The organism is Alkanindiges illinoisensis (genome assembly GCF_004377485.1).
Lineage (GTDB): Bacteria > Pseudomonadota > Gammaproteobacteria > Pseudomonadales > Moraxellaceae > Alkanindiges > Alkanindiges illinoisensis_A.
The window spans coordinates 17,081-42,769 of the sequence record NZ_SNTY01000085.1 but is presented as its reverse complement, the minus strand read 5'-3'; the positions used below and the strand labels follow the sequence as shown (position 1 = coordinate 42,769).

36 protein-coding genes are annotated in these 25,689 nt (G+C 46.0%); 11 read left to right on the top strand and 25 right to left on the bottom strand.

Annotated elements, in window-relative coordinates; translation table 11 throughout:
- Positions 1-140: 140 nt before the first annotated feature.
- From E2B99_RS13705 to E2B99_RS13655, 11 genes are all read right to left on the bottom strand, one after another.
- The gene (locus tag E2B99_RS13705; RefSeq protein ID WP_134245797.1) at positions 141-686 is read right to left on the bottom strand and encodes a hypothetical protein; all 546 of its coding nucleotides are present in this window, start codon (positions 684-686) and stop codon (positions 141-143) included.
- A 90-nt stretch (positions 687-776) separates the two neighbouring features.
- Positions 777-1,301, bottom strand: coding sequence for a helix-turn-helix domain-containing protein (locus E2B99_RS13700; protein ID WP_134245795.1), 525 nt, complete (start codon positions 1,299-1,301; stop codon positions 777-779).
- Positions 1,302-1,399: 98 nt separating this feature from the next.
- Positions 1,400-1,810 (bottom strand): hypothetical protein, encoded by a 411-nt coding sequence (locus tag E2B99_RS13695; protein WP_134245793.1) that lies wholly within the window; start codon positions 1,808-1,810, stop codon positions 1,400-1,402.
- Positions 1,811-1,928: 118 nt separating this feature from the next.
- Entirely contained in the window at positions 1,929-2,426 is a 498-nt protein-coding gene (locus E2B99_RS13690; RefSeq protein ID WP_134245791.1) for a recombination protein NinB, read from the bottom strand.
- Entirely contained in the window at positions 2,407-2,709 is a 303-nt protein-coding gene (locus E2B99_RS13685) for a DUF968 domain-containing protein (protein WP_134245789.1), read from the bottom strand. Before E2B99_RS13685 ends, E2B99_RS13690 begins: the two co-directional genes overlap by 20 nt.
- A complete protein-coding gene (locus E2B99_RS13680) occupies positions 2,681-2,917 on the bottom strand; it encodes a HigA family addiction module antitoxin (protein ID WP_134245787.1) in 237 nt (78 codons plus the stop codon). Before E2B99_RS13680 ends, E2B99_RS13685 begins: the two co-directional genes overlap by 29 nt.
- Positions 2,918-2,933: 16 nt before the next feature.
- Positions 2,934-3,116 carry a hypothetical protein gene (locus E2B99_RS13675; RefSeq protein WP_134245785.1) on the bottom strand — a complete coding sequence of 61 codons (183 nt, stop codon included), beginning with the start codon at positions 3,114-3,116 and terminating at the stop codon, positions 2,934-2,936.
- A 10-nt stretch (positions 3,117-3,126) separates the two neighbouring features.
- Positions 3,127-3,543: a Gp49 family protein gene (locus tag E2B99_RS13670; protein ID WP_134245783.1), complete on the bottom strand. Its 417-nt coding sequence runs from the start codon at positions 3,541-3,543 to the stop codon at positions 3,127-3,129.
- Between the two features lie 90 nt (positions 3,544-3,633).
- A complete protein-coding gene (locus E2B99_RS13665; RefSeq protein WP_134245781.1) occupies positions 3,634-5,886 on the bottom strand; it encodes a hypothetical protein in 2,253 nt (750 codons plus the stop codon).
- Between the two features lie 11 nt (positions 5,887-5,897).
- Positions 5,898-7,448, bottom strand: coding sequence for a terminase family protein (locus tag E2B99_RS13660; RefSeq protein WP_134245779.1), 1,551 nt, complete (start codon positions 7,446-7,448; stop codon positions 5,898-5,900).
- Positions 7,441-8,139, bottom strand: a complete 699-nt coding sequence (locus E2B99_RS13655; protein ID WP_134245777.1) for a hypothetical protein — start codon at positions 8,137-8,139, stop codon at positions 7,441-7,443. Before E2B99_RS13655 ends, E2B99_RS13660 begins: the two co-directional genes overlap by 8 nt.
- A gap of 250 nt (positions 8,140-8,389) precedes the next feature.
- Here E2B99_RS13655 and E2B99_RS13650 point away from each other — a divergent pair, with 250 nt between their 5' ends.
- From E2B99_RS13650 to E2B99_RS13640, 3 genes are read left to right on the top strand one after another with little or no spacing between them, the layout of a single operon-like run.
- Positions 8,390-8,656, top strand: a complete 267-nt coding sequence (locus tag E2B99_RS13650) for a hypothetical protein (protein WP_134245775.1) — start codon at positions 8,390-8,392, stop codon at positions 8,654-8,656.
- A gap of 44 nt (positions 8,657-8,700) precedes the next feature.
- Complete coding sequence (locus E2B99_RS13645) at positions 8,701-9,201, top strand: helix-turn-helix domain-containing protein (protein WP_134245774.1); 501 nt, start codon at positions 8,701-8,703, stop codon at positions 9,199-9,201.
- A 13-nt stretch (positions 9,202-9,214) separates the two neighbouring features.
- Complete coding sequence (locus tag E2B99_RS13640; RefSeq protein ID WP_205669693.1) at positions 9,215-9,859, top strand: hypothetical protein; 645 nt, start codon at positions 9,215-9,217, stop codon at positions 9,857-9,859.
- A 118-nt stretch (positions 9,860-9,977) separates the two neighbouring features.
- Here E2B99_RS13640 and E2B99_RS13635 read toward each other — a convergent pair whose 3' ends face one another.
- From E2B99_RS13635 to E2B99_RS13600, 9 genes are all read right to left on the bottom strand, one after another.
- Positions 9,978-10,469, bottom strand: coding sequence for a type IV toxin-antitoxin system AbiEi family antitoxin domain-containing protein (locus E2B99_RS13635; RefSeq protein WP_134245772.1), 492 nt, complete (start codon positions 10,467-10,469; stop codon positions 9,978-9,980).
- Between the two features lie 65 nt (positions 10,470-10,534).
- Positions 10,535-10,948, bottom strand: a complete 414-nt coding sequence (locus E2B99_RS13630) for a DUF1064 domain-containing protein (RefSeq protein WP_240687848.1) — start codon at positions 10,946-10,948, stop codon at positions 10,535-10,537.
- An 11-nt stretch (positions 10,949-10,959) separates the two neighbouring features.
- A complete protein-coding gene (locus E2B99_RS13625; RefSeq protein ID WP_134245770.1) occupies positions 10,960-11,715 on the bottom strand; it encodes an ATP-binding protein in 756 nt (251 codons plus the stop codon).
- A complete protein-coding gene (locus E2B99_RS13620) occupies positions 11,712-12,608 on the bottom strand; it encodes a DUF1376 domain-containing protein (protein ID WP_134245768.1) in 897 nt (298 codons plus the stop codon). Before E2B99_RS13620 ends, E2B99_RS13625 begins: the two co-directional genes overlap by 4 nt.
- Before the next feature lie 43 nt (positions 12,609-12,651).
- Positions 12,652-13,161 (bottom strand): hypothetical protein, encoded by a 510-nt coding sequence (locus E2B99_RS13615; protein ID WP_134245766.1) that lies wholly within the window; start codon positions 13,159-13,161, stop codon positions 12,652-12,654.
- Entirely contained in the window at positions 13,158-13,337 is a 180-nt protein-coding gene (locus E2B99_RS13610; protein ID WP_134245764.1) for a hypothetical protein, read from the bottom strand. Before E2B99_RS13610 ends, E2B99_RS13615 begins: the two co-directional genes overlap by 4 nt.
- Positions 13,334-13,495: a hypothetical protein gene (locus E2B99_RS14685; protein ID WP_166739057.1), complete on the bottom strand. Its 162-nt coding sequence runs from the start codon at positions 13,493-13,495 to the stop codon at positions 13,334-13,336. The genes E2B99_RS13610 and E2B99_RS14685 overlap by 4 nt, the downstream gene beginning before the upstream one ends.
- Positions 13,496-13,578: 83 nt before the next feature.
- Complete coding sequence (locus E2B99_RS13605; RefSeq protein ID WP_134245762.1) at positions 13,579-13,833, bottom strand: hypothetical protein; 255 nt, start codon at positions 13,831-13,833, stop codon at positions 13,579-13,581.
- A 42-nt stretch (positions 13,834-13,875) separates the two neighbouring features.
- A complete protein-coding gene (locus E2B99_RS13600; RefSeq protein WP_134245760.1) occupies positions 13,876-14,058 on the bottom strand; it encodes a Cro/CI family transcriptional regulator in 183 nt (60 codons plus the stop codon).
- A 77-nt stretch (positions 14,059-14,135) separates the two neighbouring features.
- Between E2B99_RS13600 and E2B99_RS13595 the strand changes: the two genes are divergently transcribed.
- The 8 genes from E2B99_RS13595 to E2B99_RS13560 all read left to right on the top strand — a co-directional run bounded on the left by E2B99_RS13595 (position 14,136) and on the right by E2B99_RS13560 (position 19,404).
- Positions 14,136-14,843 carry a LexA family protein gene (locus tag E2B99_RS13595; RefSeq protein WP_134245758.1) on the top strand — a complete coding sequence of 236 codons (708 nt, stop codon included), beginning with the start codon at positions 14,136-14,138 and terminating at the stop codon, positions 14,841-14,843.
- Between the two features lie 16 nt (positions 14,844-14,859).
- Complete coding sequence (locus tag E2B99_RS13590; RefSeq protein WP_166739056.1) at positions 14,860-15,444, top strand: DUF6932 family protein; 585 nt, start codon at positions 14,860-14,862, stop codon at positions 15,442-15,444.
- On the top strand, positions 15,434-16,363 hold the full coding sequence (locus tag E2B99_RS13585; protein ID WP_134245756.1) for a hypothetical protein: 930 nt from the start codon (positions 15,434-15,436) through the stop codon (positions 16,361-16,363). Before E2B99_RS13590 ends, E2B99_RS13585 begins: the two co-directional genes overlap by 11 nt.
- Positions 16,364-16,602: 239 nt before the next feature.
- Complete coding sequence (locus E2B99_RS13580; protein ID WP_134245754.1) at positions 16,603-16,824, top strand: hypothetical protein; 222 nt, start codon at positions 16,603-16,605, stop codon at positions 16,822-16,824.
- The gene (locus E2B99_RS13575) at positions 16,824-17,141 is read left to right on the top strand and encodes a hypothetical protein (protein ID WP_134245752.1); all 318 of its coding nucleotides are present in this window, start codon (positions 16,824-16,826) and stop codon (positions 17,139-17,141) included. The genes E2B99_RS13580 and E2B99_RS13575 overlap by 1 nt, the downstream gene beginning before the upstream one ends.
- Entirely contained in the window at positions 17,141-17,941 is an 801-nt protein-coding gene (locus tag E2B99_RS13570; protein ID WP_134245750.1) for a RecB family exonuclease, read from the top strand. The genes E2B99_RS13575 and E2B99_RS13570 overlap by 1 nt, the downstream gene beginning before the upstream one ends.
- A gap of 13 nt (positions 17,942-17,954) precedes the next feature.
- Positions 17,955-19,112: a hypothetical protein gene (locus E2B99_RS14785; RefSeq protein WP_205669692.1), complete on the top strand. Its 1,158-nt coding sequence runs from the start codon at positions 17,955-17,957 to the stop codon at positions 19,110-19,112.
- A gap of 64 nt (positions 19,113-19,176) precedes the next feature.
- Positions 19,177-19,404 (top strand): helix-turn-helix transcriptional regulator, encoded by a 228-nt coding sequence (locus E2B99_RS13560; protein WP_134245748.1) that lies wholly within the window; start codon positions 19,177-19,179, stop codon positions 19,402-19,404.
- On the opposite strand, the gene E2B99_RS13555 is transcribed toward E2B99_RS13560, so the two are convergent.
- The 5 genes from E2B99_RS13555 to E2B99_RS13535 all read right to left on the bottom strand — a co-directional run bounded on the left by E2B99_RS13555 (position 19,396) and on the right by E2B99_RS13535 (position 25,689).
- Positions 19,396-20,610 (bottom strand): tyrosine-type recombinase/integrase, encoded by a 1,215-nt coding sequence (locus E2B99_RS13555; RefSeq protein ID WP_134245746.1) that lies wholly within the window; start codon positions 20,608-20,610, stop codon positions 19,396-19,398. The genes E2B99_RS13560 and E2B99_RS13555 overlap by 9 nt on opposite strands.
- A 461-nt stretch (positions 20,611-21,071) precedes the next feature.
- Positions 21,072-22,229 (bottom strand): tyrosine-type recombinase/integrase, encoded by a 1,158-nt coding sequence (locus E2B99_RS13550; protein WP_134245744.1) that lies wholly within the window; start codon positions 22,227-22,229, stop codon positions 21,072-21,074.
- Positions 22,230-22,316: 87 nt separating this feature from the next.
- Positions 22,317-22,574 carry a hypothetical protein gene (locus E2B99_RS13545; RefSeq protein WP_134245742.1) on the bottom strand — a complete coding sequence of 86 codons (258 nt, stop codon included), beginning with the start codon at positions 22,572-22,574 and terminating at the stop codon, positions 22,317-22,319.
- 87 nt (positions 22,575-22,661) lie between these two features.
- The gene (locus E2B99_RS13540; protein ID WP_134245741.1) at positions 22,662-22,973 is read right to left on the bottom strand and encodes a hypothetical protein; all 312 of its coding nucleotides are present in this window, start codon (positions 22,971-22,973) and stop codon (positions 22,662-22,664) included.
- Between the two features lie 22 nt (positions 22,974-22,995).
- Complete coding sequence (locus tag E2B99_RS13535; protein WP_134245740.1) at positions 22,996-25,689, bottom strand: toprim domain-containing protein; 2,694 nt, start codon at positions 25,687-25,689, stop codon at positions 22,996-22,998.

Sequence of the window (25,689 nt, the reverse complement as noted above, 5' to 3'; positions counted from 1 at the left end):
CAATGCGGATTACTCCGCGCCATGTGCTGCTGAGTTTGTCAAGGATGTGCAAGGTGAGTCATGCCCTACAGGGGGTATAGGAATTTTGGGTACAAAAAAGCCCACCGAATGGCAGGCTTTTGAGAACAAGGCATGATCTTTTATTTGGTGTAGTAGGATTCTGCGCTTGCACTTGAAGCACCGACCAAGTCGCTACTGCCAACTACTGGCTCATCACCCTTTTGAAAAATTAACGGCACATTAGCTGGATGGGTCGTAACCATCACCTCATGATCAAGCGCTAGTGGAATGCCATTAATTTTTATAGGCGTGCCATAAGGCAATACCAGACGAACAGATGGATCGGGAGTCACTGTTGCAGCTTGATTAGTTTTCAATAGTTCTTCAGCGGCTTCAGTCTTGGCAGCCTGCCCTTTCTGGTATGGCATCCACTCACAATAAAATGAGGAACCAGTCAATTCTGGAGCAACCTCATCATCTTGCAGTAAACGAACACTGGTAACACCAAACTGCTTACCATTGTGATCCCATGCGGTCAAATTAACCAAGCGGTCATTATGAACATAGGCAATTTGCGCTGCTAATGGCTGACTGGGGTCAGAACAGGCAAGATGGTTTTTAATTGCATACCCTGCTGAAATCGTAAGTAGGACTACACGGCCAACGGTTGGTTTAATAACGGACATCACTCGCTCCAGATAAATGGAAGGTTTAAAGTGAAGCGAGTTTGTCGGGCAATTCAACTCTGGAGAAACCCTACAGGGGGAGCGATAGAATTAAGTGCAATCATTGCAGAAGCTTTTGCATTCATTTTGATTCTTGAATACCGCAAACTCATTATTGCAAGCTTTGCAAACTCGGATGCCACGTGGGTATACACCATCATCGTTAGGGGATAAAGCCAATGCATTATATGATAGGTCAAGATAATCGCAGACTTTGCGCTGCAATGGCTTTGATGGTGTTTTTTCACCCCTAACCCATGCATAAATTACTTTTTTATTGAAGCCCATTATTTCGGTAAACTTATACAGGCTCATGTTTCTGGACTTTAATGCCTGCTGCATATCCACTAAAAAACGGTCAATACCTCTGTATTGTATAAGACGCTCAGCAGCCTCACTGTATAGCTTGTTTGCTATCGCTCTGTGGCATACCGAGCAATAAGAGTATGCATTTTTATAGTATGCAACTTCACCTGATTTATGCTTATAGTCACTTGATACCACTCTAAAGTCGCTTAATGGCTTCTGTGTCTTGCATGAGGCACACGATTTCATTGCAACCAGACTGTCCACCATAGCTTTATACCTAAATTGATAAAAGCTGATAATTAGTCATTCGTCATTTATAGTAAAACCCTACAGGGGTAATAAAAAAGCAGCCCGAAGGCCGCCGATTATTTGCGTTCAATATCAGGAAACTTGACCTTGAGCGTATCAAAATTCAAGTAATGATTAGTGCCTTGATAAGCTATGGATTTGAAGTCACCAACTTTTGAGTGAATATAATCAACAATTTCAAGAACCAACTGGTGTAAAAGCTTGGCATTTTTCCGGCAGATAATTGTGTGACACTCATGAATAGTACCTCTGTACTCTGGATAACTAGCCTCCTTATAGTCATGCTCAATTCTTGAGGTAATAAATTTATTAAGGTTGATTGGATCTGGCTGTAATGGGGTGTTGGGGAAAAATCCAAATAGAGCAATCTCGTACTTATGCTCAAGTTCCGATACTGTAATTTCCCATTTAAAAATTTTGGTGTCATTTTCTGGAGCGACTGTTATGAGGATTGATTCTGGTGGCATGATTATTAGATTCCTGTTTAATTATTTATCAAATCATATGTTGCATCAATAATTCTACAGCCACCAGCAGTGCTTTCAAAGCCTTGCTGTATATACAATCATATGAATTTTAAATATTTTATTCAAAAGCAAACCGTAACTCATCCGGTATGGCCAGCAGAATACCTAACCTCACCAGCGTATAGTCATGGATGGAATTTAAATATTCTGTGAACTGCTTGGGCGTCATCCGGGTTGTTGATGTTTCCCGGATTACACCAGCTGCCACCGCCGCATATTGTTCTGAATGACTTTGCCTGAGTGCCTTGATGGCGTGGCACATCTCTGCATACTGCTGGTCATCTCGCTCATAAATGGCAATCAGAAATTTCTTTTTAAACTCAAAGTGCAAATCATCTTTATCATTGCCGGTTTCCTTTTCAATCTGGCCAAGCCACATCCAGTACAAGCGGTTCTGTGCCACACTGCGACTGTCCTGCTTGGTGGTCACATGCACATGCAACGGCTTATCATCATTAATAGCAGCCTGATAGTTTTGCAGCAAATGGCCAACAGCACTGGTTAAGTGCTGCTCTGACCTGACAATAAATGTTTTTTTAGAATACTTCGTGGCCATCGCCAACACTCAACATACGATTGGTCTTATCCAGCATTTCCACAAACCATGTCCTGCTCTGATCCACAGTCATGCCCTGATACTGGTCAAACCATTGGTGACAGGTAATACATAAGGGAATGGTGAACTCATCGCTGGCTTTTATACCTTTGCCCTTACCATGCTCCGCAAAATTACTATGGGCTGCCTGACTATCCGGATTGCCACAACGTACGCAAGGTAAAGTACGAATGGCCTGCAATCGCTTGGCTGATCTACAGATCTGCACTTTGCTTGCTTTCATATTGTGCTTGCAGGTCTAACCAGAACTGTGACGATGTATTAAGTGCTTTTGCCAGCCCATTAGCATCATCTGGCGTAATAGCAGTATTTCCAGCCAGTACATCAGAAAGACGCGCTATAGATAAGCCAGATTCTTTGGCAACAATCTCAATCGGCGTTTGATCAATATATTCCCGCAGCACTTCACCAACATGAGGTGGATTAAACATATAACCGTACTCTCATTTAAATATTATGGGCATCAAATAAATGCCAGACATAAATGCGCATTTGTTCCCGCTGGGTTTCAGTGAGATCCGTGCGCTGTTCAATAATGGCCATAGCCTTGTCATAGTCAGCATTGGTCAGGGCCAACCCGTCTTGGGTCAGCCCTTCCAGACATGCGCAACACTCAGGACGGCAGGCCATTATGTATTACTCAATACTGATATGAAGCAGGCCAAAGTTCCTGATCATAAAGTCGCTGTTTCAGCAAATAGCCTTCCAATACCCAGATTTTTTCGCGGGCATTGTCATAGGCAATCTTTTTGCCAATTTCTTCATTGAAGTTTTCAGGACTGGCACATGCCGATTCACCAGTAACGGTAAAGCCGTTTTCAAGAGTTAGTACGCAGAATGTGAGCAGATTCAAAGTGGCAGGTATTGGTAAAATTGCTGCGCCATTTAGTGACCCATTAACAAAAGCAGCATCTTCCATGGCTTTTGCGGTGCCTTGTGCCGCAGTGAAGTAGTGTTCACCAATAATCACGCGGTCAATATCAGCAGGCGTTAAACGTGGTGCATTTAAGCCTTTGGCTTGGATTTCCTGCTCGATCTGTTGTTCAGACTGGCTCATGTTTCACTCAATAAAAAAGGCAAGCGTTAGTGCTTACCTTAATTATTGAGAAGTGGTATTTATTAATCATGCCTTACAGGGGTAACTGCATTAGGCTGGTAAATTATCAGCGGCACTGGCTGTTTCAATCCCACTCATAGATGATACACCATCACTTGGCACTGGTGGAAAGGTAGGGCTGGTATTTTTATGCACATCAGTTAATGCGGGCTGGCCAGTAGGCACAGGTACATTCTGCGGCATTGGGAAACTCGGATCATCACCCATTGGGTTAGGCTTTTTATAGCCTGCACCTTTCATAATCTCATCAGCAATCGGTGCAATCATCGGCATCTGCGCAACCTGAGCACCGCCTTGCATGGCAGAGAACGCAGCCTGCACACCAATCTGTACTGCCTTGGCATCCAAACCTTTAATTTCGCTTTCCGCCACACGCTCTTTAAGCTCAAGCTCACGCAGTTTAAGATCATGGGCAGCCTTAACCATCGCTTCCTCAATGCCTTTTTGTACCGCTTCATTGAAGGCTTCTGGTGTCTGTTGTTGATCCACGGCACGAATTGCTTCAACCACTTCCTGTTTAAATGGAACGTCCATAAGTGATACAAGGAATGGCAGAACAGCAGCCTGGTATTGTGGCGGCATGGATTTAACCGCTTCGGACATGGCATTAAGCTGCTGGCCACGATAGCTGTTGGTGCTTGGTACATCTTCAAGGGCAACTTTCAGGCGTGTACGCTGCAGGTCATTGGATAGATATGGATAACCCTGCTCATCAACTTCCGGCTTATTGATCACTACGGTGCGTTCTGGCCGGATCGCATCACCAGTAATTACGATACTTTGTGTTTTATTGCCCATGTCTGCAATGATCATGGCCAGCAGTAATTCACCCACCAGGCTACGGCCAAAGCGGAAATTGTCCATGACGCTGGCCAGTGACTGATTCGACTGTTCAACCTGCGTTTGTTCCTGCAATCCTGAGCGTGCAGTGCCTTCCTTACCCATAAAGCCGCTGGTGACTGCGCTCACGCGCTGAATGGTACTGCGGTTGTCATTGAGCATCTGGTAATGCTGGTCGGTGAGGTTGTAGTCGCGCTTGACGTCAAAGCGTGCACCAGGCTCAGCCATCTTGCTGGCGTTCAGTACAATATCTGCATCAGGCCTTGCAACCTGACGACGCAACTGGGCGTCAGTCATATCAACTGCGCCCTTGGTGCGCTCAATCCGGGTCACACTCATGCCCCAGCGCAACTTACTGATACTGCTGTTCAAACTATCTTGCGCATATTTCATGCCGCGCACATAGCCATATGGCACGCCGGTATTATCCTCACGGAATCCCCAAAACGGCACATAGGGAAAATGCCGGTGCGTGTATGGGCTTGGACCATCAAACAGGCAATGACCGCCAAGCCAGTAAGCACGACGCACACGGGTCACAGTCGCCAGCTGTACTTCGGCCTTACCACTGGCAATGGCCAGATTATGCGCCACATTATCCTCATCATATTCAACCACACGGCCATCTGATGTTTTTAAGACGTGCACCTGAACCCACCGACGGTACCAGAGTTCAGATAAGCAGACTTCCTTGGTAGCCGGGTTGTACCAGTAATCTTCCTGCTGTGTCCATGCACGTGCTTCATTCCATGCGTTCTGCAAGCCAGTACTGACACCACCTTCATTGATGGTTTCATCACTCCACCATGAACCGCCATGCTTACCACAGTTATCAATCAGCTCAGCATGCTGTGGGAATACCAGCTTCACCCGATTTGGATGCAACCAGCGACGACGACGCAACCAGCGCGCATCAGATAAATCTGGCTCAATCGCTTTCATATCCCAGTGGATCTCGTTGCGATGCACAGCCATACAGCGGTATGGAAACTTAAACGGGTCAGAATCCTTTGATACTTCTACAAAGCCAACGCCACAACCAATCTGTGGCCTAAATGCTTTGCCACAGGCCATATCTGCTTTAGATTCACGCTCAGCCTGATTGAGCTTAAAGTTTAAAGCGTCTGCGACGTCCTGACCGTCGCTTCCATTGTTAGGGGTCACACGCCAGTCTGTCCGGGTTTTGGATTCATAACCCTGAATTGATAACAGTGCCGGACCAATCAGATCCTCAACCGCAGGCGGAATGCCCAATTCAGCCATGCGGCTCAGCAGTTCACCATTGAGCTGGTTACCATCGGCATAATCCATTTCCTTATCAGCCACACGGCGCCAGGCTGGCTGTTCTTCAATCTCACCAATGATTTCAGCATATTCATACTGGCTTAGCACATCATCTGACTGCGGCATTACGGGTGCAGTGCTTTCTTCGACGGTCTGCATGTTATTTTCTCCTAGGCATAGCGCCAGTCTGTGGCTTCTGCTTCCTCATAAGTGTCACGTGTTGAATTGGAATCTGGTATGCCTTCCACAAAAGTCATTGCCACAGCGTCACCTTTATCCGGGCTACGGCCTAACATTTCACGAATCTCATCTTTATCGCGCATTTGAATGGCAGCCACTTTGCCCATAGTGACCACCTTGTAACGGACAGCAGTAAGATCAGCCAGTAACTCGGAATCTGGTGGGAGCGCGATTGGTTCAGGTGCTGTAGGATCTAATGCCTCACGCAAACGCCAGTACATTTCAGCCCGTTTATTGCGCATGCGGATGTTTCCAGCCTTGGTTTGAACATGCGAAGCTTCACTACCAACCACAGCCAGCACATTGAGATTAAGGCCTACGAGGAAATCCAGTGCACTTGAACCAATCCCAATGCTATCGACACAAACACATGCACCATCACGAATGTAAGGCACAACAAATGCAGCAGCAGTAGGGCCATCTTTCGTGACTGCACCAGGTGCAGAAATCATTTCATCGAACCAGTTGTCATGGCGTCTGGCCAGTGATGACTTATCAATACCGCCACGCGCCGGATCAAAACCCAAAGCTGTCATAGGGCCTTTTACTTCACGTGGTTTCCAGCGTGCCTGGGCAGCTTTCACCCATTCTGTGGGAATAACCTGCCATGCCGGGTCTGCTGCACCAGCATTAAAATCACCACGTAGCATTTGTGAACGCAGTGGCTCAGGCAGGGCTTGCAAGGTAGCCTTATAGCCAGTGGAAAGTAAAAATAGGTTGTCATTGACTGAAGATGGAATAAATGTCCGGCTTTTTGGCTTCATCATGTCGTCGCCAACTTTCACCATGTCAGGCCCGGGGACTTCTTCGTCCTCGCCTTTCTCATTGGTGACATACCAACGCAATTCACCAGGCTTTGCCGGGTTTGGATGTTGTGGATCTAGCCATGCAGCCCAGAAACGCTTTACCCACTCACCTTCTGCAGTGGTGGGTGGATTGCCTGCACAAACGACACGCTGCCGTATATCGGGTTGATCGGTACGCAACCAGCCAATCAATGTTCTAAATTGCAATTCGGCAAAGTGGCATATCTCATCAAATAGCTTGGCGTCATGGGCGCGGCCTTGATATTTAATCCAGTCACCCGGCTCTTTTACGCTGCCCAATTCCATTACCCGGTTACCGGGCAAGCGCCAAACACCAGACTGACTGTTATAGCCTTTACGTGTACCAAGAATCGACGTCATGCGTTCTTCAATACCAACCAACTGCACTGCTTCACGCCGGAAAATAATAGAATGCTGTTGAGATGTTAAAGCCAGTCCCAGCAGTAAATCAGTCTTACCACCACCAGCAGCACCACCATAAAACACAATATCGGCCTGTGAGTCATAAGCCGTTTGTTGTGGGCCTTCTTGTGGTACCCATAATGGCGCATCACCAGCAAGTAATAGCTGGTCGAGTTCTTGGCGTGCCTTAGGATCAAAATGTTGAAGCAGTTCCATCAATGAAGCAGTCGTTAGCTCTATTTCATTAGCCATTACTGCCACCATTTCTTAACGCCAATAATGCTTGGTATGCATCCGGATTGGATTGAAGTAAGCGTGATAGGCGAACAGCCCTTTCAGCATCTGACATTTGCTTGCCAGTACCACCAGCAACTGAATCATTGATATTGGCAGAATCCATATTAAATGCCTGGCGCTCAAGGCCAATCAGAACCCGTAATGATTCGCCCAGATCCTTCATGGTTTTAGCGCGACCAGGTAGAGAAATAATCTTGCAGTACAAATCGTTTAATTTATCCTGCCCTTTGTCATCCTCATTGCGCATCAAGTCGCCAAGCTGCTCAAGCAAATCAGCGTTATCAAGGCCAGATTGCTGCTCAAGTTCAGCCATAAGATTCATGGCTATGTTTCTGGAACGTTGAATGTCTTTCCTGTGGTTAAGCTGGATAGTAGCAATAGCCTGAGCATTTGATTCAACAATCTCACGCTCTGAAACAGTGGTTCTTGTGCGAACCTCAGCGCGAACTTGATCCTTGCGAACCAGATCATCTGCTTTAGCTTGAATACGTGCTGATAAATCACGAGTCCATTCATCCTTTTTGGCTCGCTTCCGAATGGCGGTATCCGAAATACCATTTTCACTGGCAATCTGACGCAAGCTTTTAACGCCAGCGCGATAATCCAGCTCAATCTTTTTCCAGTCTGTGGTTTTGTCGTCTGCCATAGATACTACCTCTGTACAAGGTAATAATCAGGCAATAGGAATGGAGGTGTCGAACCTTACAGGGGTGTTCTTCCAATCCACACACTCATGCAAGTGCGACAAAAAAGCCCATCAGATCAAATCCGACGAACGGTAGTAAATAATTAAATATAGGTGTTGACGCTTACCGCAATTCGCGGTAATATAGCTACATAGACAGCGATAACGCAGTCGGCGCAAGCCCAGCGCATTACACGGGCGGAGAATCAAAATGAACGCAATTACTATCAATGACCTAACCTTTACCGACCAAGCTGAGCGCACCAACCGCGTATTTGCAGGCTGGTTTAACGATAGCTGGACTGAAGAAGTAGACGGTGAAGAATGTGAAATGTACTGGGATGAGTTTAGCGCCCTAGCAACCGACAAAGATGGCAATGAATACCGCGTAACCTGGTTATTTAAAAATTACAAAGATGGCCGCCTGGAAGACGACAACCTGGACTGGGACAACCCTGAATCAATCGAAGTCCTATAAACCAACAAGGCCCCAGCAATGGGGCTTATCTTTTGGAGCAACCTATGCAACAACAAAAACAAATTAGCGTGCCGGACAATCTGGATTTTGCTGATTTAGGCTTATGGCACGATCAGGACACCGGCCACGTGCAATTTAACTGGTCAGCAATCCATGAGCTGGCAGACCACAACCAGCTTGACCGCGCTATTTTTGCCAACCCCGACAATGTGGGCGCGTTAATCGCTACATGGTATCAAGCGCACCTGACCAATGGTGGTGACAAAGATATGGCCGCCGAGCGCATGTTTAATGCAGTCGCAGCTGAGTACAACCAGCCTGTGCAAATATGGGATAACGTGCCCGTTGAGCCACCCACACCCGAGCAAATAAAAGACTTGCGCAAACAAGTCGGCACTCAGGCTAAATGCGCCAAGTTAGCAGGCGTTAATATCTCAAACTGGCAGCGCTGGGAAAAGGGGGAGCAACGACCACACCCGACCACCTGGGGCATGTTTTTATTGTCCTGTGGTCAGCATCCGCGCTATGCACTAAAAAACATTTAAGTTGACGGTATTTATGGCAAGTAAATCTGACTGGCTGGCGATTGACTGGAGCCAGCCCAACGATGTAATAGCAGCAAAGATGGGCGTTAAGCTGCATACGATCTACACCTACCGCGCCAAGCTTGGCAAGACAGTTAAACCAAAGCCGCGCAAAGTGGATTGGTCACAGGCAGACTGGTCAAAAAACAATACTGAGCTGGCCCGTGATCTTGGACTGGCTTACGACACAGTAGCCAAAAAACGCTGGGAGCTTGGCGCACCAGCAGCAGCCAGCAAGGCAAAACGCAAGGACATCGGCACCAAAAAGCCGCAGTGTGCACCACACAGCAATGCAGGCCAGATTATGGCAACTGAGGCCGCTAAACTTAGTCCACTTGCTGGCAAGTTTGCGTCTAATGTGCAGGCAGTAGACTGGTGGCTTATCTCACCAGATGGCACCGAGTACAAGTTTAAAAATCTATATGAGTTTGTACGCCAAAACCCACATTTATTTGCCCCTGCTGACACCGTATTTAAGCGCACAGGCGGCAAGCGCGGTACGGGCGGAGAATACTGCAACGCTACAGCCGGGTTGCTTAATGTCAAGGCAGGCAAAGCAAAAGCATGGAAGCGATGGACATTAAAGCCATCAACAAGTAACTACAATCAGCCTGATTAATTCAGGCTTTTTACTGCAACAAAAAGCCCACTGTAGTGAGCCTTAAGAATTCAGTGCCGATTGTTTCATCAATCAGCGCCTCCCACTTTCCAACACAATCCTGCATGATTTATTAGGATTACAGATGTTCTGTAGCAGCCTCAGCGTTTTCAATCTGCTGGGATTTCTTAAAGTCGCCATTTAGCTTGGCCAGTGTACGTTGTACTTCCCGTAATTGCGCACCAAACTCACTCGACATCACTGCAGTATGATGGCCCAACTCAATATTGGCATATTGCAAACTATCAGCCATCATCAGGTTACCCAGTGTGCGTGCCTCACGTGGTGTGAGTGTCAGCACATAGTCATCACCGATTTCCAGCTTAACAATGCCACCTGGCAAAACAATCTTGCTGATGATACGGGCTGGCTTATGCACTGGTGCCGGCACAAATACACCGCGCTGCACCCGATGAATCTGTCCAGAATCCACCAGATACGCCAAACGATCATCAATAACTGTTAATTTCAACTGAGTAAGCTCAGCCAATGTTTCCCGTGTGACAATCTGTTCTTGTGCATGTAAATCCTCGATGGCTTCAAGCACAATTTCTACATGAGATTTTTTCATACTAACCACCCTATTTGCTGACTGCTCTGTTTGACATCCCGATTTGTTGTATTTCCCTGAATTTCTTAAACCTCCTGAATTTCGATGCCATGCACTGACATCATCAAATGCTTTTTCTGGCGATATGCGGCCAGCTTCCGCGTCATAGCACTCTTAACATCCTCAACGACCTGCAAGCCTGTTTTAACGTCCACATAGACAAAATCAGCGATGTATCGCAGGGCTGGCTTCTTGCGCTTTTCGTTCTCAAATTTCACCGCGGGCTGCAATTCAAAAGACACATGATGTTTTAGATCCGTGATCTGGCCAGACTGCATTTTGAGTTTTAAAGCCTGGTACCGGCTGGCCTCTTTCTGACTGTCGAACGTCTTACCATCCAGCTTCACCTTAGTATTTTTATACTTGGATGCCTTAGGCTTGGTATCCCGTGGTTTCTTGTAGTGCTTACCCAGTAGGACCATGGCCTGTGCTTCGCTCATCATTCGCATGATTAGATTCGCTCCATGCTGGATGACACACGGCGATAACTACCCCATACACAGTTAGCCCATAACGATTTTGGCAACACCCGATCAGCAGCACGATCACCAATCATTTTGACCAGCTCTACTTCATCCAGATTGGTGGTGATAATCGTTGGTTTATTCTCGCGGTAACGCTGATCAAACAATGCCGACCAAATATCAGACTTCAGAAGATCATTCACACCAAAATCATCAATCAGCAGCACAGGCACACTACCGAAATAATCAATCACTTCTGATTCAAATTTAGTGCGGGTCTTAGCATCCCAACTTGCACGGATCTGCGCTGAAAAATCCGCACTAAACACATAGCGGCAACGAATATTAAAATGCGCAATGTTGCGCAAAATCGCACAAGCCAAATGCGTTTTACCGGTACCAGTTGCACCAGCCAGAATCAGGTTTTTGCTACTACCTGTTTTGATTTCTTCGACATACTCACGCAACCGGGCAATTACAGGCTGCTGTCGGGCATCCGTGATTTTGTAGCCAGCAAGCCCTGAATTTTTAAATAACTCTGGCAAATTCATGGCAGCAAAAAATTCACGCTGTTGTTCCAGTTTTTCAGCCTCCTGCTGTTTTTTTGATGCAATGTCTGCACATACGGGACAACCAAACCATCTACCCATGTAACCAGTTTCAAGCTGCTGACCGTGTTCATGGCAATTGATTGGGCGGGTTTGCTTTTGGGTAAGCTCTGTTAAATCAATCATGGTGTTCATAGCAATCCATCCTCCGCAAATCCTGCTTGCCAGGCTTCTTCGTCAAAGTCCTGTATTGGCTGTGGGGTATCGTGACCTGGCCAGTTCTGATTTACTGCACCACTGGTTTTGGCCTGAATGGCTCTTGAGGGTTTACTACTAGGCTGTCGTGAGGGATGGTTTGTCATGATCCAGCTGCTAAACCTGCCCAGATACCAGTTTTCAGGGTAAGCAATTGAGTTTTTAGAATATTCATCCTTGAATCTGGCTAACTCTTTGAGCATCAGCGTTGCATCAATTTCTTTATGCCCCGAACTCTTTAATCGAACATTCACATCAGCCAGATTGGGTGCAAACGTATCGACAAGGATCTTTTCGCGTGTGTCCGCGCTTGCGCCTTGGGGGGGGTTATTATTATTAGATGAAGGTGAAGGTGACGGGCATCCGCCAAGCATGTCCTGAGCAATGCCCAAGCATTCATTCTGCATATGCTCAGGCATTGCATTAGCATTGCTAGAATGATGCTCATGCAATGCTTGTTGCTCTGCTAATTCCTTTGCTTTACGCTCATTTTCCCAGCGTACTTCAGCAGCTTTCTTGGCTTTATCTGACTTAGAAGCTTTATTATCGGTTGCCTGAGTTTTTAAATCGTCCAAATAAGTTGAGGTGATCATTCCGTCTGCAATAACAAACAGGCCTGCATTAACCAGCACCTGCTTTAACCCCTTTACCTTTGCAACTGATAGCCGCGTGATATTGGCAACGGTCTGGTTATCATCCGGAATACTGCCATTCCTCCAATAGTCCCACATCAATAGGTTGGCAGCCCCTACCTGCTCGGTGGTCAAGCGGGTAACTTTTGCGAGCATGTCACCAATATATAAAGGCATCCATATGCCTACATCGCTATTCATTTCGCCCTCGCATAATTGGTGTGTGACTGATAGTGGATCATGGCTACAAATCCTCCAGCGACACACGAATGCGCGGCTGATTGGCGGATGCATCAGCAACGGCATTAAATGCCGTATCTTCGGACTGCCGCTTAACCTTGCGCATCGGTTGCTTGTGTTTTTTGATCTTGGTTTTTGGTGATGCATCTGGGGCTTTGCAGCTCGCATAAGCTGTAGCACTTTCGCAGTCGGTATCAGGCAAGGTTGCATCGCATTCGGCAAGCCAGTAGCCCGTAATGCCATCCATAAACTCTTTTAAAAACATTTTGCGGTCTGGGGTGTAATCCAAAACCAGCTCATGCTTTATGCCGCCTTCACCAACCGCGACAACTGTGATTGTCGCTGACCAGCCGCGACGCTTGGCAGGCTTCTTTTTGCCATTGCGGTCATAAAACAGCTCTAAGCAATTACCGCCAAAGTTGTCTTTGAAAAATTCAAAACTATTGGCAATTTCGCCAGCCAAAACTTTGTCGGTAATGTCAATAATGTCCCATGTCATGTAGTAGGTTTTCATGACTTGCGCTCCTCATTCGGACAAATGCCACCCACCCACTCTTTAAGCAAGCTCGGCGCCCGTTGTGCATCTTTACCCGTGCTGTAGTGCTTGCAGCGCTGGCAGCAGACAAAAGGGATATTGTCGAACTTGGCGCTGTGGTGATGGCCTTGGCATCTATGCGTGTTTATGCTCATCCACCCAGCCCCCACAAAACCAAGCCATAGCAAAAAACGGCGGCAAAGAACATAAAGCGCCAAAAGTCACGTGAGCTTTTTAAGCGCTCATTTTCTTCAAGCAAAACCAAATCACTGTTTGAATAAGTAATTTTTGGCGGTTGACTATTTTTAATCATGATGTTTAAATCCTATTTCTTGATTTAAGTTCGTAATTCATTACGAACACCTAAAACCCGATTGTTTGCGCAATCGGGTTTTTTTATTGCTCATTCCCTGCCAATCCCTCGCCATCCCATACCTCGGTTGACAAGTCCCGCACCAAAGCTCCTATTCCCAAGCGCTCAAAAGACTTTGCCTGTAAATTTAAAACATGCCACTCACCCACGATTTCTTTTTCAAGCAAAAAGGCAAGGTACTGGGCAAGGTCCTTACCCTTGATGTTGGCTAAAACTTTTGCACGCTCATGAATTTCAGGGGACAAGCGAACATGTGTAGATTTCTTTTCAAGGCTCATAGTGGTGATTCCGGTATCTGGGCCAGTCCTTTGGGTGGTTGGTTAGTTGGTGGCTGGTTTTGTAATTGGCTGCTTTCCGGCTGCCAAATCACGAATTTGATATTCACGCGCTAAAGGGATTTGGGTTTCTGGCCATTGATAAACAGCGGATGGTTCAATACCGAGCTTTGCAGCCAGCTCCTTTCCATTGCAGCTAAGTAAGTCAAATGCTTCTTGCTTGGTCATAACTATAACTCAAAAATAAGATTTCTTATTAATTAAATCAAAGAAAACTTATTTTTGCAACATGTAAGATAACTTATATGGAAAATCAAACTGTGGGGCAGCGCATCCGTGCGCTAAGAAAAGAGAAAAAGCTAACTCAAGCCCAGTTAGCTAAAATTGCAGATGTAAGTGCTCCAGCCGTAACGGAATGGGAGAAGGATGGCTATTTACCAAAAGCTGCACCTTTAAAAGCAATAGCAGATCATTTTGGTGTTACGACTGATTATATTCTTTATGGTGGAATTCGCCCTAAATCACAACAACAATTTCAATCCGGACAATCGCCAGATCAGTGGAACAGCAAAGCTTTTTTGCCACCAACTGGCACCGAGCTTATTGATATGCCACCCGCATCTATGCCGGTAATCTCATGGGTGCAGGCTGGGGACTGGACACCAGTAATGGCCTCTGATTTATCCAACATCATCGAATGGCTGCCTTATGACCCTAGGGCCGGTAAAAACGGCTTTGGCTTGATCGTTAAAGGCGTGTCCATGGAGCCGATGTTTAAACCTGATGATCGGATATACGTTAATCCTACCTTCCAGATTGATGAGCTAAATACTGGGGATCTGGTGGTGATGGCCTGCGACGGTGACTGTGAGGCAACGTTTAAAGAACTGGTGGTGGAAAGTGGTCGTTATTACTTACGGGCGTTAAATCCGAACTGGCATGAAAAGATCATGCCAGTGGATCATAACTGCAGGCTGGTGGGTAAGGTCGTGGGGCGGTATACGATTTTTTGAAGAAGCGTAGTAAGAAATGATTAAAAAAATTCAATTGTTTGATATGGCGGGCGTTATTCCCCCTATAGCTCCAGGAGAGTCTGGATCTAGTCTCCAACGTTCTCCTTACGTTTGCACAATGCCAGCCTTTATAGATATTTTCGCGGCTACGCATGCACGCATCAATATCTTGAAGGGATTACTAAACTATAGGCAAGAGCTTTATAAAGCCGGTGTAATCGAAGGCTTTCAGTGGCTTAACGGAAGCTTCGTGACCGATATTGAAACCTTAGAGTCTAGGCCGCCTAACGACATTGATGCTGTCACATTCTTCGAATTGCCGCCCGGTGAGACTCAAAGAAGTTTCATGCCAAAAGCAGGCGATTTATTCTTACCTCATGAAGCCAAGAAGAAATATAGTGTAGATGGATATCAAATGGTATTGGGCCAAGGTTTGACAGCGTACTCTGTTAATACTATTTCCTACTGGTATAGCATGTGGTCTCATCGCAAAAGTGATAATATGTGGAAAGGGTTTTTTCATGTTCCACTGTCACCTGGTGACGATGCCGTAGCTTCAAAATTACTTACAGATATAGGAGGAGATGTAAATGAATGCTAATCAATACACCCGCCTATTTTCCGAAGTAGATGCTCTAAAAACGCTTTTAAGTCAGATACCTGAAGAAAACGTCATTGATCGGATTGGCCTGGAATACAGATTGGGAAAAGTTCAAGAAGAACTTAATGCAGTTAATCCCTATCACATCAACAAAAAGGCCAAATTAACTTTCCGAGGTAGCCCAGTACATGGAAGCGAAGCTATTTCTGCACGTTTTGCTGCCAAGGCCACCTATCTATTCTCTGAAGCTATCAGCACCCTATCTGCTAGTTTTGAAAATGTTCTGCACTCCATGGGGCCGATACCTGATAGTCAATTCAACCAGCTCATGATTACCAATACAGCTATAGGTTCTTTCGGTTTCGAATTCGAGCTTCCTAAGGCCGATGAGACAGACTTATGTCCTAACCCATCAATTGTTGAGAAAGCTATTGAGGAAGCGCAAAAGCTCTTTGAGGTAGCAGCTACGGGCACAGATGACCAGTTAAGCGATATCGTAGATGAAGTAAACCCTAGAGCTATAAAAAAAGTTCACGATTTTCTTGGTTTTCTTAATGACCAGGATTCTTGGTGTGGTCTTGAGTTTAATAATCATTTTTTTAGATTTTCTGATCGTCAACAACTGGAAAAGGCAGTCTTCCGCTTAAAGGACGATAATATCCATGAAGAACGAGTACCTTTCACTGGGAAATTTGAAGGCGTCTTACCCGTAAGTCGCACTTTTGAATTTCGAACTTCAATAGATAACGAGTTAATTAAAGGTAAAATTGACGGAGATATTTTAAATCCAGAAATAATTAATAAAGAATGGTTATTAAAGCCAGTCACTATTCAATTAACTATAACACGCGTGGGTAATAGTCGACCCAAATTTACCTTGATATCTTTAGAAGACATTTACGAAACGCCCATTGGTTAGTTGCGATCTCAAAGCCATCCCCAGCCCGCCCCGTGCGGGTTTTTTATTGCCTATACCCAGCCACGCGCTGGGTTTCTTTTTTTAATATAGCAGAAAAATAAGAAAACTTATAAATATTCTTGACAGTAAAAATAAGTTATCTTACATTAGTTCAACAAGCCAATATAAAGGCAAAAAGAAGCCCCCGCGTAGCAGCAACTACCGGAGGCCAGACCCCAACCAGCTGGAGTAAAAACATTATGTCAGCAATGCAAGAATTTGTCACCAAGAGCGAGCAAGCGCCCGCTGTGACACCAGTGCCTAGCCTCAATGAGCTGGACAAAATGACACCGCAGCTTGGCAACTCAACTCACCGTGAAAAATTTGCGGATTGGGCTTTAAGCTTTGTCGGTCTGCTGATGTTGGTTTTTATCATCGTCAGCTTTTTCCAATATCTGATTGCTTCGGCCAGTGGGGTGTGATGATGGAAAAGATCAAAGCATATTTGTCATTTTCACAAATGACCATTGGCAGTCTAGCGAAAGTCCTTGAAGGCAATGGCATTGATATTTCTGATATCAAAGTGCAATTTCAATCACCAGATAAAGATGAGCCAGAACCTCAAACTATCTCTCTGCAACAGATGGTTGACGTTACTGAGCGACTATCTGATGAGGCAGCTACTGAGGTTGATGCGTTAGAAAGCAGTAACGAGGGCGCGCATCTAGCAGACAAGTTTTTCGTTAATGGTGAAGAAGTTAGCGAGGCTGAATTTCTTCAGTGGGAGGATGAACACTGATGAACGCACCATTTTCTATCCGCGCAAGTTCCCTTAGTGAGCTATTTGACTGCCCGGCACGCTGGGAAACCAAAAACGTACTGGGCCGCCGTTTGCCCATTGGTGGTGCTGGCCGTATGGGCACTGCAATTCACGAAGCCACTACGCTGCATGACTATGCAGTAATGAATGAAACCACAGTTTCACTGGACGACTGTGACACCGTGCTGGTAGATGCCATCTGGAACCCGAATGAGGATGTGGACTGGACGGACACCGACCAGCAAACCGCAGAAACCACAGGCCGCGCCCTGATCCGCAAGTACATCAGCGATATTGCAGGCACTCAGCACTATATCGGTGTTGAGGTGAGGGCCGAGGCGCTAACGCTGGCTGATATTGGTATTACCTTAACTGGAACTATTGACCGCATTTATCAGCACGACAACGGGCAACTGGGTATTGGCGACATTAAGACAGGCAAAACAGCTTGCTCTGCTGATGGTACGGTTAAAACGGCTGGCCATGGCGTACAAATGGGTGTTTATACCTTGCTCGCCGAACATGCCTTAAATGAGCAATTGCTTGCCCCTGCCCGTATCTATGGCCTAACCACAGGCAAAACTGCCAAAGGACAACATGCAGGTGTGGGTGAAATTCCCGACCCGATGGACGCGCTCCTAGGCTCTGATGACCGTCATGGTCTACTGCATCACGCTGGCCAGATCCTCAAAAATGGCCTGTTCTACGGCAACCCAAAATCAACCCTGTGCAGTGCAAAGTTTTGCCCTGCGCATCAAACTTGCCCATTTCGCAAATAAGGAATAAGAAATCATGACCGCACAAGTAATGACAACCGAAGAAATCCGCGCCAATCGTGCTGTTGCTCCACGTAATACTCAAGTTGGTATGACCAACAGTGACAGCTTTGATCTGGCCCAGCGTGCCGGAAAACTGCTGGCTAGCTCTGGTCTGGTGCCAAAAGAATACCAGGGCAATGTTGCCAATTGCGTAGTCGCTTTAAACATGGCCTGCCGCATCGGCGCCGATCCGCTGATGGTGATGCAAAACCTTGTGATTGTGCATAATCGCCCTACCTGGTCCAGCCAGTTCTTAATTGCCACCTTTAACGCCTGCGGCCGCTTCTCTGCCCTGCGTTATGAATTTTTTGGTGAACAGGGTACCGACACTTGGGGCTGCCGTGCCTACGCTACTGAGATTGCAACGGGTGAGAAAATTACAGGCAGTGACATTACTATTGCATTAGCCAAGGCTGAAGGCTGGTATGGCAAAGGCGGTAGCAAGTGGAAAACTATGCCACAGCAAATGCTGATGTATCGCGCTGCAAGCTGGCTGGTGCGTGCCTATGCGCCTGAGTTGGCTATGGGCTTGCATACTGCCGAGGAAGTGCAGGACACACATCTGGTTGATGTGACACCACAGTCCGAGCAGCTTGTGGAAAAAGTAGAAAAAACTGTTGATAACATCCGCAACTCACGCCCAGCACGTACCGCAAAGCCTGAAACCGTTGTTGTGGAATCTGCTGCAGAACCAGCACCTGAAAAAACTAAGCCTGCCAAAACCGCCAAGGCCACACCAGAACCCAAGCCAGAGCCTGCTGGAATGTTTGACGATGAACCAGAACAGGCGCAAGCGGCGGGTGATCCTGAGCGCGTAGCAAAACTGCTGGAATCAATCGCCAGGGCAAATAGTGCGGCTGATGTCAGAATGATACAGCGTTACACGAATGGACTAAATGATAGTGACATTGAAACTATCGTGAGCGCACGGGAAAAGCGCACCAGCGAACTGATGAACGCTGCTGCACAACCTACCACTACTGAAAAACTATCGTTAAAGGCTCGTATGGAAGCTTGTAACGACTCTGATGTGCTGGGCGAACTATCTACTGAAATTGAGTTTTTAGACCCGGCCATCCAGCAGGCTATGTGGGATGTTTACGACAAGCGCCTGAATGAATTAAATGCTTAATAACCCGCCCTGCTACGGCGGGGCATCCTTTGCCAAAATAGGATGTGATTAGGAGGTAAATAATATGGGAGCGGTAGCGCTTAAATACCTGAGGTTGCCTGATGTCATTGAACGCTGTGGCATCAAGAAATCAAAAATTTATGATGATATGGAAACTGGCGATTTTCCAAAAAATTACCAGCTGGGTGGCCGTGCAGTAGGCTGGCTAGAATCCGATATTACTGCATGGCAGGAAAAGCAGATTAAAAATGCTGAACACCCAGAACCTGACATCAAGCAGAAATCAAATTGATTTCTGCTTTAATTCATCTAAATAATCTGCCCACCGCTGCAACATTTCTGTACGTTTGGCCAAGTGCTTGGTTCGGTTATATGCCCGGCCATGCACATCCTTTACCCGGTGCGCCAGCTGCTGCTCAATAATTTCAATCGGGTATTCCAAAACTTCTTCCAGTATTGTCCGGGCCATTGCACGGAATCCATGACCACACATTTCCTCACCAGACCAACCCATACGGCGCAATGCCAGATTTACTGTGTTCTCTGACATACACTTTTGAAAGGAAAAGGTGGACGGGAAAACATACTCACTTTGGCCAGTTAGTGTTTTGAGATCAGACAGCACTGCCACGGCCTGAGTGGACAAAGGTACAATGTGATCTACTGCGGTGGAATTTTGCGTTTTACGTGGTGTATAGGTCCACAGTTTCTTATCAAGGTCGATGTCACTCCATTTGGCTGACCGAAGCTCACCAGGGCGAACAAATGTTAATGGAGCGATTTTTAGGGCGGCCTGAGTGATCATGTGGCCTTTGTACTGGTCAATATCCTTCAGCAGCTCACCTACCCGTTCCGGCTCAATCACAGCAGCGTGATGCTTGGTTTTAGGTGTTTTCAGTGCACCACGTAGGTCTACCGTTGGATCTCGCTCACAACGGCCAGTGGCCACGGCATACCGGAATACCTGGGCGCACTTTGATTTAATTTTTGAAGCTTTTTCTAGCAGGCCCTTTTGTTCTTCAACCCGGCATACGCTTAGAACTTCTAAAGGCGTAATTTTGGCTATAGGCTTATCACCGATCAGCGCAAAAGCACATTCAAGAAGATATATACTTTTGGCACGGGTAGCATCTGCATAATTATCCTGCCGATCCAGCCACTCCAGGGCAATATGTTTAAATGTATTTTTGGCCAGCTCTGAATTACTATCAGCTTCAGTTTTTTTATAGTCCACCGGATCAATATTTTGCTCTAATAGCTTCAGGGCAATTTCGCGCTTTTCGCGTGCATCGGCTAAAGTGACATCTGGATAGCTGCCCCAGCCTAACGTGCTGCGTTTCTTGGTATAAGGTTTAGGATAGTTAAAGCGCCAGTATTTATTACCCTTGGTATCCACCAGCACAGATAAGCCCATGCCATCAGGTAGTTTATAGTCTTTATCCTTAGGCTTGGCTCGCCTGATTTCCGCGTCAGATAAGGGTTTAACGATCTTTGGCATTTTATGTAGCACCTTTTATTTAGCACCAAAATTTTGGTGAATAAAATGCTACAACAGGTACTACAAAAACCAATGGAAGCCAGCGGACTTCGACGGAAGATAACGGAAGATTAATTTTATGAACGCCTTTATTTTCAAGGCTTTTACGGACTTTGGCGGACTATTACGGAATATAAAATGGGGTGGCTAATGGGACTCGAACCCATGATAACAAAGACCAAAACCACATATGATTTAATGATTTAAGTAATGTGCATGTAGGCTATTGCCTTAATATGGGAATTTACTTGATATTGTTGATGCTTAAGCGGCCGGTGATAAATTTGTGCACCGGAATAAAGTGGCCAGATATGGTTTTTTATAAAATTGGCTGCATGGCCATAATCAGATAGAAAGTAAATAAGCAAAAAAATGCCTGAATAAATCAGGCATTTAATCCGCTGCGAGTAAGAACTAAAATTTTACGTGCTGATATAGCTATTGATCTGGCTTAGGTAGTCTGGTGCATCTTCAGCAATGAGTTTGCCATAGTGCTTATAGATCATGCTGGTATCGCTATGGCCAAGCTGGTCAGCAATCCATTCTGGCGGTACACGGCCACTGGTGAGCAGTTGGCTGGCAAATGTATGCCTGCCTTGGTTAATTCCCCGCATTCTTACTTTTGCCTTGCGTAAGTGCTTATTCCAGCGGTAGCGTAATTCGTGATATTCAAAATTGGTAGCCTGTTCAAAGTTGAGCCAGACAAACCGGATTCTTTCTGTTTTATAGGTCTGGTTGTCACGCTGCAGTATGCGGACAGTATGGCCTTTACGGTTGCCGGTCAATTGGTACTGTTTTTTTAAGGCTTCCAGTGCTGGCTGCAGCAACTTAATTTCACGGTTCCGGCGACGGTTTTTGGTGACACGAAAAATTCCTTTGACATATGACCGGCTGATCTGGATAGTACCTTTATCCAGGTCAATATCTTCCCAGGCAATGGGAATTTGTTCAGAGATCGATAGGCCTGTCCAGAATAAGCAAGGCAACAGGTTTTCAATATCCAGATCCGTCTGTGTATCCAGGATTGTATTAATTTCTGCCTTGGTAAACGGATCTGGCTCCGGTGTGTCCAGCTGCTGGATAGTGATGGTTTCAAAAGGGTTATAGGCAATTTTTTGTTCATTACGCCAGATACTATGAATTGATGCCAGGCGTGTAACAACCTCACGTACTGTTTTGGCATTAAGGGTCTGTTTTAATTCAAAAACCCATTTTTTAACACTATTGGTGTCAATATCTTTGGGGTGAATTTTACCCCAACGCGGTATAACGTGCGTGTGCAACTGGCTTTTATAGGCATCAAAGGTACTGGGTGAAACTTCCTTGATGATGGCTTCCTGCCAGATTTTTGCAAAATAGCTGATCTGGTTTTTCTGGATATGCTTGGAGTTGGGAAAATGCTTGGCCAGGCTGAATTGGCCAAGCTCAATTTCCAGTTTAATGAGTTCTGATAATTTCCGGGCCTTATCAATATTCTCTGGCGTGGCCGTCCAGTCCAGGGTTTCTTTAATTTGCTCGGAACCTTCGGGCTTCATCCAGATACGGATGCTATTACCACGAACTTCTAAACCTGCTGACATAATATTCCTGAATGTGTTTAATTTGCTTAATTTTAAAAAAACACGCCTCATCTTAGAGGCGCATAAAAGGTGTGTTTGGGTGTTTTACTAGGGATACCGGATTAGCCGGATATATCGATTGGTTGGCCGCCGTTCAATACATCCCTGATTCCAGTAGGGTAGAAGCAGGCTTGCTACTTCGTCCCTATTACATTGCAAACCCTGTTCAATTCGGGCATATAGCCGCTTAACGCTGATCCAGGGTGGTATGACTTTTTGCTTCAGTCGCTGTTGCTCGGACATTTCCAGTTCATACAGCATGGCTTTAGCGTATGCCTGAAGTTCAACTGTGCTAGCTTCAATCATGGTACACCTGTAGAATCGTTTTGCATTTGCGTCTCCAACGTGAATGTGACACAGGCAGAAGTGGCCGCTTCTGTCTGTGTGCCTGGTTTAACGGTCTTTCACTGGTAAGTAGTGAATCGGATCAATTTCAATATCTTTAAATGTGTCGTTATCCATGATGGCCAGATCTGCAAGGCAGCACTGGGACACATAAAAATGCTCAAATAGCTCTGAACCCTCGCCTGTTTCCATATTGATGCTCTGTGAATACACGTGCTTATAGAAATGGGCTTGCGTGCAATTGCCACACTGGGTGCAATAGAACAGCTGATTGCCTTCCAGTTTTGGAATAGTAAATAAGGCTTTTTCAGCCTTTAACTGAGTAAAGTAAGGACTATCATCCAAATTCATTTCAGTCATTTATCCCTCCTAAAAATGGGAATTAATCCCTGTTGGCCACTGGCTTTTCAAAAATCCAGCAGCGGGTTGATTTGCGAGTGATGCGACTTGACACCATCCGGTTAGTTTCAATAAAGCGGTAATGCTGGCTGTGCCGCAGGGCATCCTGTAATTCCTGCATTGGCGGCAGCTGGTAGTGCAGATCTGAAGCGACCTTGTACAACTGGGGAAAGTTGATGGCGATCAGGGTGGATTTGGAATGATGATTCACCACTGATTCTTCAGTAAGTGACTTATGCCCTTCGATTTGCTCGAAGGTGTCCCAGAAGTTTTGAACAATGACGGAATCGGACTTAAGCACCTTGTCACGGCTAATGGCCATATTCACCAGCTCGCCCCTAACCTGATCCTGGATCTCTGCAGGCACAGTGATAAGGTGCTGGCACATGGCATCAAACAGGGCCATCAGCTGGGCATGGTTATGCACTACCCGGCTAGACTGAATATTTAAGCTTTCCTGGTGCAGCTGGCTGTCATAATGGTTTAGCTGCAGGCTGTAGGTATGCAGCACTTCCTTTTCTTTTTGCAGACATTCCAGAATAAACTGGCTCACATCTTCCAGCTCGTATTTTGATAAGCGACGTGAAGCAACCAGGGTTTCCTTGGTTAGTTGATCCTTCTTAAACCCAACATGAACGATACGGCCCATCACCGCTTCAGATGCCAATACTTCAGCATTCTGGCTGATAATGACTGTGCCCATGAAGGGTGGCTCATAGGTTTCATTGCCGCCATTTTTTACGCCCTGTGCACCAAGCGAACCACCGTCATAGAGGGTTTTAATGGTGTCCCAGTTGAACTGGCGTGAAGCGTTCTCGCCCTGGCGATCAGATTCAATTAGTAACACTGGCAAATTGGATACTTGCCGAAAGGTACGTGTTAAACCGGCCTTACTGGTTTTGTTAGGATCCAGGCCTTCATAGTTGGCCCGGCCAAACAGTTTCCATAGGAACTGGATCAATGTGGTTTTACCCGTACCAGGTTCACCGACAATTTCAACGAATGGAAAAGACTTGTGCATATGGCGGATCTGCTGGGCATACAGGCTGCCAAAAAATGCAGTCAATGCCAGTAGGCCTTTTACCTGGAATGCGCCAATAAAGTCATTTACCCAGGCTTTTTTATAATCTGCCAGCTGGGTGTTAATACTTAACTGGAATGGTGCACGGCTTTTTAAATTGATCTTGCGCGGTAATTCAAAATATTGCTCATTATTGATTTTGAACTGTTTTCCATTCTGGTATGCAATATCACCCAGCACATAGGTTTTTAGCTCATTGTGATAGCCCACATAATTAATGAGCTGAACGCGCTTAATATCGGTAATCCAGTGTTCCAGCAATTTATCCAGCTGGCCACCTGACCCGGTGTACACCACGCCAGGAGCGATGGCCAACAGGCGTTTTTTAAACTCTGATGCGGCCGCCAGCTGGGAACCGGTAAAGGTGTTTTGTACAGCTGGTGCATTACGTGGAAAATCAATATTAAAGAAATACCATGCTTCGTCGGTTTCGTCGCTGTACTGGTAATACAGGGCTGTAGGCTTACAGTTGACAATCTTGGTCACGGTATTGCTATTTTTTAACGCATTGTCGCGCGCTTCCAGCTCTGCTTCTTCCTTCTCGGCTTCCAGCCAGTCTTCATTGTCCAGATCTGCCAGTTTTAAAGCATCGTTGTACTTATCCATGTCCAGCTTGAACCAGTAAAGCTGGTTCATAAAATCAAAGGGAAAACTGTTATTGCCATGCCGTTTATAGATCAGCAGGGCTTTTTCAACCGGCTTTTGGGCAGTGAGTAAATCACCGTAATAACGGTAGTTTTCCAGATCGTGGAAGCCAAGTTTTCCGGCTTTGTATAGATCATTCCAATCTGTTTTAGTCCGGCCAGCTGGGGGCTGGGCTGCCACGCAGGTAAAACCAGCTTCAGTGGCCTTCCTGATGTTTTTTTCAATACCGGCTTTGCCAGATGGATCTGCGTCAAATGCCCATACCAGTGTCGGTAGGGTCTTATTGGCTGCCCGGCATTTGGTGACAATCTGTTCCAGGAAAATAGAGGGATAATTATTACTGGATAGTGCAGAAAAGCTGGTAATGCCGGACAGCCATAGGGCGATGGTGTCAAAAATCCCTTCGGTGATCCAGATTTCCTTGCTGTCTAAATAATTGGTGTTGGGTGTTAGCCAGGCGTGGCCACTAGATGACCACTGCCATTTGAATGTGGTTTTCTGCAGTACACCTTTATCGTCCAGAATGCGCTGCCACCAGCCTTCATTGCCAGCTTCATCTGTAATCGGAAAGCGGATAGTGACTGAACCGACGTTTAGTTCAGAGTTTTTATAGTATTCCTGGGTATATAAGCCTTTTAGCTTATCAAGGGGAAATCCCCTACCTTCGCACAGGTAAGCATCAACCGTTGCGGTCGGATTTTCCTGAGATGGCTTAAAGCGTTTTTCCCAATTCTCAAACAGATCGGGATATAAATCACGTAGGTAAAACTGTTCACCACAATGGTTAGTCCGTGGGCAGAACAGCACCCACGGCGCCTGGGCATGGGTCCATAATTCTTTTTTATGACAGCTGGGGCAAATGCCACCACGTAAATGAGTGGCACTTTTCCTTTTAAACTGGAAGTCACGATCCAGCCGCACGAGTGCATCATTTAATGTTTCTGAGTACAT